The organism is Paenibacillus sp. P4_A9 (assembly GCF_056402415.1).
Window position 1 is genome coordinate 16959 of sequence record NZ_JBFUHL010000021.1, and the last position, 15027, is coordinate 31985.

At 44.0% G+C, this 15027-nt stretch carries 11 protein-coding genes; 2 read left to right on the top strand and 9 right to left on the bottom strand.

What is annotated here, in order from left to right; translation table 11 throughout:
* Positions 1 to 10: 10 nt before the first annotated feature.
* The 4 genes from queC to AC1DVJ_RS15440 form a co-directional block, all read right to left on the bottom strand.
* The gene (queC, locus tag AC1DVJ_RS15425; RefSeq protein ID WP_477592126.1) at positions 11 to 706 is read right to left on the bottom strand and encodes a 7-cyano-7-deazaguanine synthase QueC; all 696 of its coding nucleotides are present in this window, start codon (positions 704 to 706) and stop codon (positions 11 to 13) included.
* A gap of 65 nt (positions 707 to 771) precedes the next feature.
* Entirely contained in the window at positions 772 to 1452 is a 681-nt protein-coding gene (locus tag AC1DVJ_RS15430; protein ID WP_477592127.1) for a 7-carboxy-7-deazaguanine synthase QueE, read from the bottom strand.
* Positions 1452 to 1925 (bottom strand): 6-carboxytetrahydropterin synthase QueD, encoded by a 474-nt coding sequence (gene queD, locus AC1DVJ_RS15435; protein WP_056616183.1) that lies wholly within the window; start codon positions 1923 to 1925, stop codon positions 1452 to 1454. The genes AC1DVJ_RS15430 and queD overlap by 1 nt, the downstream gene beginning before the upstream one ends.
* Before the next feature lie 70 nt (positions 1926 to 1995).
* Positions 1996 to 2277, bottom strand: coding sequence for a hypothetical protein (locus AC1DVJ_RS15440; RefSeq protein WP_310222541.1), 282 nt, complete (start codon positions 2275 to 2277; stop codon positions 1996 to 1998).
* A 212-nt stretch (positions 2278 to 2489) separates the two neighbouring features.
* Here AC1DVJ_RS15440 and AC1DVJ_RS15445 point away from each other — a divergent pair, with 212 nt between their 5' ends.
* A complete protein-coding gene (locus tag AC1DVJ_RS15445; RefSeq protein ID WP_477592128.1) occupies positions 2490 to 3119 on the top strand; it encodes a nitroreductase family protein in 630 nt (209 codons plus the stop codon).
* A 65-nt stretch (positions 3120 to 3184) separates the two neighbouring features.
* Here the strand turns inward: AC1DVJ_RS15445 and AC1DVJ_RS15450 are convergent, their stop codons facing one another.
* Entirely contained in the window at positions 3185 to 4270 is a 1086-nt protein-coding gene (locus AC1DVJ_RS15450) for a hypothetical protein (RefSeq protein WP_477592129.1), read from the bottom strand.
* Positions 4271 to 4424: 154 nt separating this feature from the next.
* On the opposite strand from AC1DVJ_RS15450, the gene AC1DVJ_RS15455 reads away from it, so the two are divergent.
* Complete coding sequence (locus AC1DVJ_RS15455; protein WP_477592180.1) at positions 4425 to 4511, top strand: YjcZ family sporulation protein; 87 nt, start codon at positions 4425 to 4427, stop codon at positions 4509 to 4511.
* 67 nt (positions 4512 to 4578) lie between these two features.
* On the opposite strand, the gene AC1DVJ_RS15460 is transcribed toward AC1DVJ_RS15455, so the two are convergent.
* The 4 genes from AC1DVJ_RS15460 to AC1DVJ_RS15475 all read right to left on the bottom strand — a co-directional run bounded on the left by AC1DVJ_RS15460 (position 4579) and on the right by AC1DVJ_RS15475 (position 14977).
* Entirely contained in the window at positions 4579 to 6012 is a 1434-nt protein-coding gene (locus AC1DVJ_RS15460) for a glycosyltransferase (RefSeq protein ID WP_477592130.1), read from the bottom strand.
* The gene (locus AC1DVJ_RS15465) at positions 6009 to 7796 is read right to left on the bottom strand and encodes a hypothetical protein (RefSeq protein ID WP_477592131.1); all 1788 of its coding nucleotides are present in this window, start codon (positions 7794 to 7796) and stop codon (positions 6009 to 6011) included. Before AC1DVJ_RS15465 ends, AC1DVJ_RS15460 begins: the two co-directional genes overlap by 4 nt.
* 80 nt (positions 7797 to 7876) lie before the next feature.
* On the bottom strand, positions 7877 to 8677 hold the full coding sequence (locus AC1DVJ_RS15470; RefSeq protein ID WP_477592132.1) for a Cof-type HAD-IIB family hydrolase: 801 nt from the start codon (positions 8675 to 8677) through the stop codon (positions 7877 to 7879).
* 111 nt (positions 8678 to 8788) lie between these two features.
* Positions 8789 to 14977 (bottom strand): PKD domain-containing protein, encoded by a 6189-nt coding sequence (locus AC1DVJ_RS15475; RefSeq protein WP_477592133.1) that lies wholly within the window; start codon positions 14975 to 14977, stop codon positions 8789 to 8791.
* Positions 14978 to 15027 lie beyond the last annotated feature (50 nt).

Consider the following 15027-nt stretch of genomic DNA (forward strand, 5'->3'; position numbering starts at 1 on the left):
AACCATACAACTACGCTAAATAAGCAATCGGATCCTTCGAGCCTGCTTCTTCAAAGCCTTTCAAACGCAGGCGACAGCTGTCGCATTCGCCGCAAGCTTCTGCTTTTCCGTTGTAGCAAGAAGTCGTCAACTCGTAAGGTACACCAATTTTCAAGCCTTCCTCAACAATCTTCGCTTTGGACCAAGAAATGAGAGGTGTCTCGATCGTAATGCCTTTACCTTCCACACCAACCTTAGTAGCCAGAGCAATAACTTCCTCTACCTTATGAATAAATTCAGGACGGCAATCCGGATAGCCGCTGTAATCTAGTGCATTCACACCAATATAAATAGCTTGAGAACCTGTAACTTCTGCATAGGACGTAGCAATAGAGAGAAATAATAGATTGCGTCCTGGCACATAGGTTACCGGGATTTCATTTAGCTCAGACCCGTCCATCACATTCGGTACATCAATCGTATCATCCGTGAGCGCACTCCCACCGAAATCACGTAAGAAATCTAGTTTGATGATTTTGTGACGCGCGGTTACCCCATAATGCTCAGCAACTTGCTTGGCATTCTCAATCTCAATCTTATGCCGCTGTCCATAGTCAAAAGAAATCGGAAACAACTCATAGCCTGCCTCTTGGGCTAATCCCATGCAAGTCGTACTATCTAAACCGCCGCTAAGAATAATGACGGCTCTTTTTTTATTTTCACTCATCGTTAGCACCTCTTTATTAGAATCAGAAAATGGCATTGTACATGCATGCGTACAATGCCTACTTGCTAGACGCCTCGCATCGCTGGGTCCCAAATAATCTTATGCAACTGCATATTCAGTTTCACCTTCGATAGCCCCTCGGCCAGCATCAGGTCAACCAGCTTGCGCGGCGGCATCGTCTCCCACACAGGGCTGAACATTGGCAGCGCCTTGGTCGGATACTGGGCGAGTACATCAACTGCTGTACGGAAGTCGAGATCACTTCCGATCACGAACTTCAGCTCATCCTGCTCGCGCAGCAGCTCGAAATTGCTGTAGATCATCTGATCCATTTCACCCGAATCAGGCAGCTTGAAATCCATCACATAGCGCACCTTCGGTGATGTGATTTGGGTCACGAACGGTGCAAGGTCAATCGCACCGTTCGTCTCGATATGCAGGTCGTCGACCTGCTCCAGCTCGGCGAGCGCCTCGATCAGCGCGAGCGACTTGTCGCCGTACAGGAGCGGCTCGCCGCCTGTCAGGCAAATATGCCGGGAGCGGAACGTCTGGACCTTGCTGATAATTTCAGCAATGGTCATGACGTTCTCGGCTTCCGCCGGCGGGTAGCTGTACGTGGTGTCACACCATGTGCAGCGCAAGTTGCAACCAAAAAGACGGACGAAGATCGTCGGGAACCCGGCACGGGTTCCCTCCCCTTCAACCGTCTCGAAGATCTCGACCATGGGAATGCGGATATCTCGCATTACAGATCCTCCTCCATCATCGAGCGCGTGATGGCTGCATAGCTAGTCGGCGTTTCCCATAGGCGAATCTCGTCCAATGAAATTGCAGGATACAGCTTCTCATCAAGCAGTGCTTGGTGAATTTCTTCGTAAATCCAAACCACCATATTCTCAGCCGTCGTATTCATCGGCGGCAACACGTCGTTCAAATAACGGTGATCCAAGCGATCAATCACACGTTCTTTCGTAATTCGTTTGATATCCCCAAAATCAATCGCGATCCCTCGGCTATCCACTTTTCCCCGCATAATCACTTGCAGTTTATACGTATGGCCATGTAGACTTTTACATTTTCCCTCATAACAATGCAGATGATGCGCACTGTCAAACGTAAATTCTTTGGAAATCAAAACGGATTTATGGTGATATTTCAATTGGTTCTCTTGGATGTCTCGCCCCAACTCTTGCACATTTCTTGGGATTTCATAGCTCATTATTATCACCTCATCTATTCAAAAAAACAGTACTCTACATTATATCATAAATAGACAGTTTGTCACCTTACTAGGATGGCATGGAAGAATTTCGCTCCTTCTTTTGCATCCAGTCTAGGTGGCCGCGGATCTCTTGCATGCGCTCATTCTCGTCTCGCAAGTCAGCTTCAATTAAAGCAGTCAGCCGCTCAATCTGTCCAACTACAGAATCAGGAAGCTCCACTTCTTCAAGTGATTTTACAATATAAAGTAAGCATTGCAGGGTTTCGTCCATGAGACTCTTCTTTTTCCCTGTTAATACGACCTCGCTCAAAAAAACAAGGTGATTCAACTCTTTTTGCGTTAGTTTCAAGAGGAACAACCCCTTTCTTTTTCCATTATCCAACATTTTACGACAACGGGAAAGACTCTCTTGACATTCACAACTATAACATTTATGATTACAGTAAATTGTTACAAAATAGTTTACAGTTCATCGATTGATTACCAATGACTTACACACATGCTTTTCGATAGATGAACAACAATATAAAGAACTAATTCTAATCCTTGGAGGGATCCGTAATGAGCACACAAGTACAAAATGAAGTTTTGAAAGTAATCGAAGACCGTCATTCCGTTAAGCAGTACCAAGCTGGGCACACGATGCCACAAGCTGATCTTGAGCAACTTATAACTTCTGCTACCTTGGCACCATCTGCTTGGAATCTTCAACATTGGAAGCTTCTAGTTATCGACGACCAAGCACAGAAAGAAAAACTGCTTCCAATCGCTTACGGTCAAAAGCAAGTCGTTGAAAGCTCCGTTGTTATCGCCGTTCTGGGTGATCTTGAAGCGAACAAAAATGCGCAAGCTGTTTTTGGTCCAGCGGTGGCTGGCGGCTTCCTTCCACAAGCTGTGATGGATACGCTTGTTGCACAAATCGAAGGCGCGTACCAATATCCGCAAGTTGCTCGTGATGAAGCGATTCGTAACGCTTCCTTGGCAGCAATGAACTTGATGCTTGCAGCGAAAGCACTAGGATATGACACTTGCCCTATGGGTGGCTACGATGCTGGTAAATTCGTAGAAGAGTTCAATGTTCCAGCACGTTATGTACCTGTTATGTTGATCAGCGTTGGTTTGGCAGCTACGCCAGCACGTGCGTCTGGCCGTCTTCCATTAGATCAAATCATTGTTTCCAACTCTTTCTAATAAATGCATGAAAGGCATGACTCTCATGTTAGGATGAGAGTTCATGCCTTTTTTCTGCACTTTAATTAGTGAAATTGTTCGGTTTCGAACATGATTTCGTCGATCAACTTATTCCGATAGAGCATAGACAAATTGAAGGTTTCGTATTCCTTCTCCTTATCTAGCTCATCCAGAAGCAATGTCGCAATTAATTCCCGATCATCGGAATCCCCAGGCTCACGGAAATCAATAAACCCTGTTAGCTGCCGCGAGCTGATATCCACCGTTGCTGTTCCGATTGGCAAGCTTCCGTAAGATTGTTGATATATCTCGTAAGATAACGTATCCAAATCGTCTCTGACCAAAACTATGGAATAGTCGTTACTTGTCGGTATCCACATATCATCTTCGGCTTGGATGTCGTCAACCAAATCCAACATATCGATATGCGTTAATTCCACCGTATCGACCGTCTCGCCTTGATAGTTCATATGGAACACGAACGAGTCCGTTTGTTCTTCGTTGAAGTCTGCCACCATGAGTTCAGTAACAATGTCCATCTCGTCATCAAAAGGATCAAATCTCCACGTAATGTCTCCAATCACCTCTGATCCATAGATGTGTAAGATAGCTTCAGCGATTAATTCTGCATCCTTATCATACACATGGTACTCCACACTGCTCCTATTTTCGTTGACGATAACGAGCTCATACCCCTGTTCTTGCTTGCGTTCCTCCAGCATATCCAACTGCTCTGAAGGCAGTTCCGAATCCCGATCATCCAAGCTGATATCTTCCCGTAACCACGAATAGTCCAGCCCATCATCATGAAGGAGATCCACACTCCCTATAAAATCCTCCTGAATCGTAGACGGCTGAACCGCATGCTCCGTCACAATCACATAATCATAATCACTATAACTGACGGTAACCTCGCACTGGGCGATTCCAAGCGCATCAATCACATCCTGAATATAGGACTGAGCAAAATCATAAACCGCTTGCTTATTCACAATCGTAATGGATTGCTGCTCCAGATGAATCGCGCCCTTGAGACGATCCGATTCCCTGTAGACTAGCGTTAACGTACCGACAAACTCCCCATTGTACATAATATCGCAGACTTCGCCGCCTGCTGTTTTCAGGTCGGGTCTTAGCATAATATCGGCCACGACTTACTCGCCTCCTCTACAGATCTTGTGTCATTCTTCTGTATCATGCCCATTATCGTCCAAAATATGAGTAATCAGGGTATCCGTCTATACACTTCTGCCCCCGCTTACATATCTTATCTTATAACACTCACCACGAAGGGAGGTAATGTCCATGTCAGGACATGTAGGAAACTCAGCAGCTGCGGTATTAGTTCTTTTTATCCTTCTTGTTATCATAACTAGCGCATTCGTTATCTAATATGTGATGTAAAAGCAAAAAGACGATCTCCGGCTAATTGAGGCATGGAGATCGTCTTTATTTTGTATTACTTCTCGGGTTGGTTTAACCGTTGCCGTTCCGTTTCAATCGCGTTGAGCTTTGCCGTGATGGTCTCGGTTGCGCCTGGATTCGACTTATGATGCGAAAAGATTTCTCTAGCTCTGGCTAATTTCCCAGATCGCATGGCTAATTCACCTAGCGACGTTGCCGCTTTCCACTCACCAATGTGGTAATCTGCGCTAACGCTGCCGCGGTAATTCGGCAAGCTCGTCAGCGATTGCTTTATGCTCGCCTCCGCTAAGCGGAGCAGCTCATCCGCTTGCCTAATCCGTACTTGCGCAAGCAAGTAGTGCGCATCAGGGAAATCAGGTGTGTGTGCCAACGCTTTATGGCAGAAGACTTCTGCCTCGGTGTAGTTTTGGCGTTGCATCTTGATTTGAATCAGGAGCCTGTAAATCTCAGGCATCCTGCCGAAGATCGCTGTTTGCAGACCTAGACGTTCTGCTTCAAGCAGGGCTTTTAGTGCCTGCTCCTCTTGTCCGAGCCCCAGCGATTCACGACCATAAAACAGCCAATAGCCCGGATTCTCTGGCTCTTCTTCCAGCATAAGCTTCAGTAAGCGCAGGTTCCGTTCAAGCTTCCCTTTGCTTTGCAACACAGCTGGCTCATAGCCGTGATGATCCAGCCTAATCTTGACCGCTCGTCGATACGTATCGAGCTGGTAAATTCCCTTATCTGTGCCGATTTGCTCGTGAATGCGGCCGTAGTAACGTAGTCCTCGTTGTGCAGGAAACATGCGAACCTGGGAGAAGTCGTGCTGGATCGTACCGTTTACCTGATTGAGATGCCAAACATGCAGCGCAGGAATGATTTCGAGTTGATCGAAAACGCTTGCTACTTCCCTGATCGCATTGACATCTTCAGAAATCAGTACCTCATCGGCATCAATCCAAATCACCCAATCCGTCCGGACATGCTGCAAGCCGATATTTCGCGCGGCCCCAAAGTTGTCCTCCCACACGATTGGGACAACCTTTACCTTCGGATACTGCATCGCTATCCTGCGTGTATCATCCGTCGATGAATCCACAAGCAGAATTTCATCGACAGCTCTTTGCAGAGCAACGATACATTTCGCAATGTTCGCAGCTTCATTATGCGATAAAATCGCCGCGGTTACCGTCACCTTGGGAACATACAGGAGATCCTCGACATCCGGTCGAGGATCTCCTTGTGGCATCTGCTGCATGCGCGGGTAGATGTGATTGACCCACTTGGCTTGCGGATCCAGCAGCCAAGCACGGTCGAACACCCGCTTCGCGGCACCTGCTTGATGTTGTAGGAGCAGCGTTTCACCGAGCATTACCCAGAGCTGCGCTTCTAGCGGCTTCTGGCGGATCGCTTGGAAGAGCTCGGCTTCGGCTTCTTGGAGTTTATGCGATTGGATAAGGGTGATGATGCGATTATGGTTCAACTTCATTTCTTGAAAGGAATGTAGAATACGCTTGTTCCATTGTACGGATCTATTTTTACAACCTCACCAGTTCCTACAGGAGCCTCATCTTGGTAGGTAGCAGTCATGGAACCAGAAGCAAATCCGACATCTATTTTAGTCGGTGTGTTACGAATTACATACTCATTGATGTGCGGAGAAAAGATATTATTCCAGTAATCATAATTATTCGTTGGATATAATTGACTAAATTGAATCGCTGGTTTCGCATCGAATCGTTTCGTCTGTGAGGTAGATACCAGGTTAAAATTAAAATCATCAAGGTACAGATGATCAGGATTTGAATCATGTGCATAAACTTTCATTTTTGTTGTATAATCCACTGCCCCATATCCAGCGTCAAATTTCAGATAATGATTTTCATAGACAGCGGCTGTAACTCTGCTATACGCCATATTTTGTAAATCTGGATTATTAATTGTAATCGACGCGTCATTAAATCCTTTCGCGCTTTTATAATCCAGAATATAGCTACTTGTACCAACACCTTGAATGGATTGATACAAATTTAGATTTGTAGGGAAAGGATCTAACTGTGTACGTTCAATATCTACATTTAACACAGCAGATGGCAATTCAGAATTTGGAGTATCATACGCAAGAATTTGCTTGATTTTTGTTATGTATGGCTGTAAATATTCAAGTGATTGCCAATTAAATATATAATTACTTCCAAGATTAATAGTAGTTTCTGAACCTTCTTGATATTCAACATATAATTTGTAATTCAATGCGTTCGTATCAGCACGGTAGAATATTTCTTTTAAATTAATATCCGCATCGTTAGACAAGTACAAGACCGGATTAGTTAGTCCTGGTGACAGAAAATGATTAGCAAGCACGCTGGTCGATTTGAAAACTCGATCGATATGTATAGGTATTTGACCTTTCGTAAATCCACCTCTACCATCCTTAACTACAACATCCAGATTAACGTCGCCTTCAAGTAAAGGAATTATTTTGTAGTCCACAATTCGATCACCCTCAGACCGCGGAGTTACATTAAATGCTGCATTACTCTCGATGGAGACAAGGGAGACCATATTCTCATCATAATCAATAAAATGATTGTCTATCACATATTCAATTTCATAAAAGTCTATCGGAACTCCTAGCTTCCCAGATAAATTGGACGGAGTAGAATCTTGTTGAGAAGGAGGCCTATTATTATTATTGTACGAAAACGAATCCGTGTGATTAATAGACATAGAACTAATATTTTCAAGTAGGTCAATGACTTGTGGCTTATCATATGTCGATTGGTTCAATAATTGCATTGCAGTATAAATATCAAATTTATAATCATCAGGATCTTCCGTGTTGTCTACAACAATGACTTTAAAGCTATCGACTTCAATGTCCTCTTGATTTTCTCCTTCATTGTGCCCAATGACTGTGAAAGTAGCTCTACCAACACTATTCGCAGTTATTTCATAAATCCCATCTTGCTGATATGAAAATACACCCGTTGCATCGGTATCAGTTGCAATAACTTCCAAACCCCAATAATGGTAAAGTTCATTTAGATCTATAAATTTCTTACCATCAAGTGGTAATACAATCGTTTGTATAGCATCAAAAGGTTCAATTTCATAATTTTTATCAGCATGACTAATTTGCCCTGGGACCATCATCAACGGAGCAGCTATCGCAGTTACTCCAGCAATCGTCCCGATGAGGCTCTCTTTTTTTCTTGAACCTTTCATTTTCCCCATTATTACACCACCATCATCTATTATTCTTTCTTCCATTCTACCATAGGGAAAATATACTAAAAACCCCTAAAACGACAAAAAACCTCAAAAACTGAGGTGTTTTATCTGAATATTTGCTATAAACTATACTTTCGAATCGCTTCATGTACGCCTTCATTATTATTGGAAGAGGTAACTGCGTCTGCGGCCTCTTTTACATCGTTCGGCGAATTTTCAACTGCTATCCCTAACCCGGCAAAAGCCATCATTTCCAGATCATTATAGTAGTTACCTATCGCCATAATCTCTTGAGATTCAACCTCTAAAGATGCAGCCAACGCCTTCAAGGCATTCCCCTTATTGGCCATCGGACTCATCACATCTATGAACAAATCACCACTGCGAATCATCCTCAAATCTCCGTAAAGCTTCTGTTCCTCCCACTCCCGCTGAACGCGATCCAACACCTCAGATTGAGCAAAAAGTGTGAATTTGACGATCGGCACGCCAAGTTCTGAGACTGTAGTCACAAGTTTAGGACTGATGAGAAACTTTTTGTACATCATCTTCTCATACTCGCCGACACGTTCGATATACATATTGAAAGCCGTACAAACATCGAAGTGAATCCCTTCACGGCGAGCGTACGCCAACATCGCTTCAATCTCGCTAATCTCAAAAGAAAATTCATTCACCAATGACTGTCCTCGCTCATCCGCATGAACAGTCACGGCTCCATTGTGTGTGATCATCGTCCCTTCCAAGCCTAACTGCTCTAGAATAGGTAACGTGCTTGCGGGTGCACGACCAGTACACAGCACAATATGACAACCTTGCTCATGAACCTCTTGAATAGTTTCAATCGTTTGATCCGATAATTCGTGATCATCATTGAGAAGTGTTCCGTCAACATCCAGTGCGATTAATCGATAGTTCAAGGTAATCTCTCTCCCTCGTTCGCTTTATATCGACTAATTGTACCATAGGGATATGATTAGTTCACCGCTTTTACAAGAAAAAGACAGTTATCCGAAGATAACCGTCCCTCTTTATTGAACCCGATGTACACCGACAGATTGCTGGACATTCCCAATGATTTCGATGGGGATATCTTCTTTTTTCACAACGCCATTGCTATATCGAATTTGAAAATGAATCGTATGTACGCCTCGCGGTATCCCATCGTTAAATGACTGGAACTTGCTATCGAATAGCTCGCCGCTAAAAAGGGTACTGTCCCCCGTATCTGGTACAAGCTTCTGGGACACATAAAGGGATTGACCGTCTACGCTATTCGTATCTAACCAAGCAGTCACTTCCTCAACCGAAGCTAATGCGCTCTGGCTTTTAACAACAAAGATTTCACCAGAATAAAATTGTTTGGGATTTGCTTGTGTTTGATGGCCCTGCTGATTATGCATGATCAACCACTGATCCGTGTAAGTCACTTCAGAATGTATAGTTAGTGGTAAGGCTGTAATTATTTTGACTACTGTTGTGGAGAGTGACCCATCCGATGCGGTTAGCGTCACTTTATATGCACCTGGCTCAACGAATATTTGAGTGAAATTTATGGATGTATAAGACTTGGTAATCCCTCCGGGCCCTTCGATGGTCCATAAATAGGAGAGCGCATCCCCATCAGGATCGATCGAAGTATTGGTGCTCTGCACTTCATCTCCTTCCCATACAGGCTTAGGATTCCAATTGAAATCGGCCATCGGCGCTCGATTGATGTACATCCAAGTTTGAGCTGAAAAGTTCGACCACATGTTTCCGTCAAAAACCCTTACTCGAACACGCAGCTTTTGCCCGGCTGGCAGATCTTGATTGACCGTCCAACTTCCAATATTCGAAGCGTTTCCTTGCCAATACTGACCTGAGTCTAAAAACATGACATTATTGGCTTCATTCGTAATTTGAATCTGAAAATATTGAAAGGTTGTACCTGGATCAGGATCAGTCTGACTCCATTGCAAGGTAGGTCTCAGCGTATTCCAATGGGTTGGTACCTCTTGCGTGCCATTTGGCACCGTTACAGCAGCTGTAGGTGGACTATTCACTTGCATCCAGCCGATATTCGACCATGCTGACCAGTTATAGACATCTTCTACCCGCACCTGAACTTGGTATTTAGCACCAAGCGTTAGCGTCATTGGCACATTCCAACTTTGTGAGCCATTAAATTGATTTTGACTGATCCTACCGCTTGCGGTTACCGGCGCACCATTGACATCTAAAATCCTTACTTCATATCCGGTTAGGTTAAATCCATCAGGATCAGCTTGATTCCAAGTAATCGTTGGACATGTTCCGACCAATGACGGGGCAACTTGAGTTCCAATTGGAAATGTTAAAGTGGCCACTGGCGGAAGCACTGGAGCAACAATCGTTACTGTTGTAAATGTGGTTGAAACAGGCTGACTTAGAGCACCGTACTCATCTACAACTTGCAAATATACAATATAGGTACCTACTAACGTAGGCCGCGAAGGTTTTCCTTGCGAGAAGTTTCCATTAGGATCTACATAAGAATATTGTCTGGATAACACGCCATGATTGGCGCAATAATCAATACCAGTCACATCAGGCGCCATACAAGCAAGTGTCGCGGGATTATACCGATCTGAATCATAAGCATCATCCGTAAAGACTACCGTCCCATCACTTTGAATGGAATTTGTGAAATTAGGAATGACCGGTCTTCTATGAACTACAATGGAAGAGTGGAACGTGTTGGACATTTTACGATACATGTCAAATAAGGCGCTTGGATAAAGGAACGCTGGATTCGGATCATCCTTGGCAGATAACGTGATATCATAGACACCTACCTTATCAAAAGATGTTTTTGAACCGCTGTACGTTTGTCCATCTAGAACTGAAATCCCCTGATTATTCAGGAATTTAGCTGTGTGCTTGTAGAACCATTGATACGTACCGCTTGCTGGATCATTCTCAGAGTCAGTGTACGAAATATGATCGTACTTGACGGTAGCAGTCGCAGATCCGCTTTCCCAAAGAGCGAAACCAGCGTACCAAGCTGTTTGTGGTGGCGTGATAGGATTCTTTGTAATGTTCGAGAAAGTTGCATACGACCTATCAGTAAAGGGTCCAATCGTACCGCTTAACCAGGTGCTATCTTGCACACTGAGATAAGGAACGCCATTTAGTTTAAGATCAATTTTATTGCCTAACATGGAAATGGTGAATGTATAATCCGTTTTATTTAAAAATGGATAATTCGCACTTGCTAATACTGTGGGCACACCATTGACATACTTGGTCAAATACACAACTGACCCATTCGTTTCTGCTGCGTATCGATTTTTAGGGTCCTGCATCCGGAATGAAAAACCTGCCTTGTTTGTATTTGCTGTAGCCTTTGACATGTTCAGAGTGAACCCCAACTCCATATCACTTGCAGTGAAGTTCGAAACAAATTGACCCAATCTTGTAGGGGATCCGACTTGGTTTGAAGTACTTGGCGTGCCAATTGCCAGCCATGGGGTGAAAGAGTGTGTATCGTTTCCACCGTACTGCGAACCTAAGAGTGCCATGAGCATCCCGTCACCAACATACTGCGAACCGTACAAAGTCGTCGTACTTGATGCGTAGGGGAAGTTCATTGTTATCATTTCGTTAAAGGCAATACTACCTGCTGGGGTAACTGCAGCATTTGCTGACATATCAATAGTTGTATTATTCCCATCAATTGTGCGTACCCCAGAAGTGTAACCACCGTCCCAATTAATGGTAGGTTGTGTCACATTCGTCCAGGCACCGTAGTCGGTTGGTGTGGTGCTACCTGTGCTCTTATCTATGGACTCGTAGAAAGCATCATATCCAAAACCGTTGACTGAATAACTACGAACCAACATTTGGTTTCTTGTCGGGTTGTCAACCATTAACACAACGGCATCTGCATGATCACCAGTAGCATACGAGAAAGAACCAGCAAATGTTAATCCATTACCTTTAAGCTTAACTCTCCAGCTATATGTGAGGTCCGCATTTACTTTGGTAACATATACCCCAGTGGCTCTAGAGTTATAGTTCCCCCCACTATCATAGTACCCGCAACCTGTGACAGAGTAGAAGTAAAACTCCCCATCTGCTCCTCTGAAACCTTTCTGCAAATTATCATAACATGCAGAGTTTGGGTTCACAGAAGGGTCACTCCAAGGCGGTATTCCCATCTGCAAAGACTTAACAACCTGCCCCTGCGGGTTAATTTGACGCAGCATTGCGCTTCCATCATATCCCTCACCTATCAGCACTACTAAGTCGTTGCCTATACTCTGCGGGGCAGAAATGCTGTCTGATATCATTTCTCTATAATCAGTTCTGGGGCCACCATTCACCACCGAGTATTCAAATGGTTTACTCCCCGTTTGCAACGAGCTAGATAAAAATTGCCCCGTCTCAACATTGTAGGTCCGCAACTCTCCTGTGGGCGCATCCCAACCATCAACAGTGTTAGCCCATATCACCTTCATGAAAAGAGTTTGACCAACGACCTTATACCCCAGGATACCTACTTTGTTACCGAATGTTGGTCCTGCCTGACCATACAGCAACTTGTATGGTGTGATCATATAATCGTAGGGTGATCCATCTAGATAATCATGCCCCCACCCTGGGAAATAGCAAGGGTCTCCACATACACTATGACCTGAATAGCGCCCAATCTTACCCTTATTTAAGCTATAGAAGGAGTACCCACCGTTACTTCTAACATCATACTCATAGAAACCATAGCCAACGCCTGTACCAAAATAAATATGGGTATCCGTTGTTTGAAATATTGGTGGTGTACGACTCCATACAACGGGTTTCCAAACACTGCTGTCATAAGGGCTGGGTATGAGTAACGGTTGCTTGTTTAGATTACTCAAGTTATCGAAAGATCGATAGGGTGACTGACCATTTGCACCCAAACCGAAATCCTGTGCTGGTGTAATAAATTGGCGGAACTGTATACTTCCCCATTGTTCATAATCGAAATTGTGGTAATAAGGCGTCTCCGAGTTACGACCTAAACCAGCCACTAACTTATCGGACGAATCGGCTGACCAGCCAACACCTTTACCGATTTGGGTGTAAGTATTAGTCTGAAAAAGATTCCAATTCGTTAATATGTCACCCGCATTATATTTTAAAGCAGGAACTACTGTTGGTTGGTTGTTTTCTCCTGCAATATCGAAGCTAACCACAGGACCATCCTTGTTTACAACATCAAGGGTAATTTCAGATGCGGTTTGAGAGCTGTTATCCCCACAACGACCGTAATTCTCACAACTATTTACAAAAAATAAATACTTACCGACCTTTGTTGGAGTAATATCTGCCCCTGATACATTGCCGCTGAAAACTTGCCAGGAATCATTATCGAACCCATCGTTTTGTGCATCATACTTGTATTTGTAGGAAGCTGAGGAAATCGTGTCGCCATCTAGCGAATAGGATTGATTTTGAATGTGAGTCGAAGCACCTCGTACACTGAATGCAGGAACGCCAAGCTTCGCAATAGGGGGCTTATCGGGGTGAACAGTAATGTGGCAATTGGAGCCTGCAAGCGAGCTTAAACCCGCTGAATCAGTAACACTTACGAGGGTTACGGTTATCACAATGTCGGAACTACTACCATTGATATAGCTTGTTTTGAGGTTCGACCATACATCTTTAGAGTGATCGATCGTACGTCCGAGTGGACTGTAACTGGATGTTGCGTTTATAGCACCTGCTGTTATGGTTCTGTTTTCCTTAATTTCACTCGGTGCAGCACATACGGGGATTGGATTAGGGGGTAGTACTTCAATAATTGTTGACCGTGTTGTTGAAGCGCCCCACTGATCATGCATGGAAGCCTCTACCCTATGAAAACCAGGCGTGTCCATAAGAATGTTATGGTATCCATCAGTGTAATGACTCACACCATTTTTGCTAGGAACTGTTTGAGTCCATGCATCGGAGTTGTTGAAATTAAAGTCATCCCAATAAATGAGATCGCCGTCGGGATCACTAGGTGTTGGTACTGATGGGTCGTCAATGTACACTAAGTCCAAGGTATCACCGACAACTGCAGTTTGGAGCGGAAGATTTCTATTCGTTGGTTTTACCCAACCAATCTTAAAATCTGGCGGGCTGTTTATTGCGGGGCCATTAACTGTTAGGGTTTTAGTAGAAATAAATCCGGAAGAGCCGCAGGATGTTTCTATCATTAATGAGATATTATGTGAACCTACTGCGATGTTAGATGGATAGGTGCTATGTGAAAAAGAAGTGTCTTGGGTTTGAGTGTAGACTTTTGCTGTTAGTACATAGCTGCCGCCACGTTCAATTTTGTAGTAGTGATCGGTGTAGGTGCACCCAGATGGGATTGTAAAAGGTAAGGGGTGAAATTTGAAGGGGTCTCGATAGTTTATTGTTGGGGGTGTTAGTTGGAAATCTCCAGTGATTGAAACTGGAACGGGAGTTGGTGTAGGAGATGGTGCTGGCCCACCTGAATATGTAACTTCAATGTGATCTGGGTACTTGTATGTCTTAGAAGTTATTGTCACTTTGAAAGCTGCAAAATACACCATTACCTTAGCACCATTTGGTGGAGAGTTCAGCTCTTTATCATAAATACTCGCGTGATCATACCTTTGCGTGTACTTTACCGTGAAGTGATCAGAAGTATCTATAACGACAGTTATTGGTGTAGTTGTACCATCAGTTTTGCCGTCAATGTCAAGTCCAGAAGGCCCAGGAACAGGAGTACTGCTATCGGTAGTGGCGACTCCAATTGCACCAACTTCTGTAACTACCGCGGACGGTAGCACCGTTGTCGCTGAGTCAACTGCTGTGTAATTCGTAGTGCGTCCACCTGACAATTCTAAATTTGTGAGACCAGGACAACCAGGGTATTTTGGCATGTTATATCCATTAATAGGTTCCGTTACTGCTCCGCCGCAATTAATTCTTCCTATAACGGGAACATCAGCGTACCAATTAACTCCTTGTGAGCCACCAGGCAAATAACGATACCACGCGTAATAACCTTGAGCTGAAAGGTTGTTTTTTGACTCTACAGCACGCTCTGATCCCCAATAAGTTAGTTTTCCTGACCAGCTAGTTTGTCCCTCTGCTGCTGTAATACTATCTACCTGAATGCCATCGCGGAATACAGACACACTTGCAATCAATTTACCATTTACAGCAGGGATAGCTATAGTGTCAGTTGTAGCACTCACTTCTTTGTTGTAAACAGCTTCATAACCTACAATTGAATTTGGATAAGTCA

What these genes read in the sequence shown, in the direction of transcription:
- queC (WP_477592126.1), bottom strand. Translation starts at nt 706, where the DNA reads ATGAGTGAAAATAAAAAAAGAGCCGTCATTATTCTTAGCGGCGGTTTA.
- AC1DVJ_RS15430 (WP_477592127.1), bottom strand. Translation starts at nt 1,452, where the DNA reads ATGCGAGATATCCGCATTCCCATGGTCGAGATCTTCGAGACGGTTGAA.
- AC1DVJ_RS15455 (WP_477592180.1), top strand. Translation starts at nt 4,425, where the DNA reads ATGTCAGGACATGTAGGAAACTCAGCAGCTGCGGTATTAGTTCTTTTT.
- AC1DVJ_RS15460 (WP_477592130.1), bottom strand. Translation starts at nt 6,012, where the DNA reads ATGAAGTTGAACCATAATCGCATCATCACCCTTATCCAATCGCATAAA.
- AC1DVJ_RS15445 (WP_477592128.1), top strand. Translation starts at nt 2,490, where the DNA reads ATGAGCACACAAGTACAAAATGAAGTTTTGAAAGTAATCGAAGACCGT.
- AC1DVJ_RS15465 (WP_477592131.1), bottom strand. Translation starts at nt 7,796, where the DNA reads ATGGAAGAAAGAATAATAGATGATGGTGGTGTAATAATGGGGAAAATG.
- queD (WP_056616183.1), bottom strand. Translation starts at nt 1,925, where the DNA reads ATGAGCTATGAAATCCCAAGAAATGTGCAAGAGTTGGGGCGAGACATC.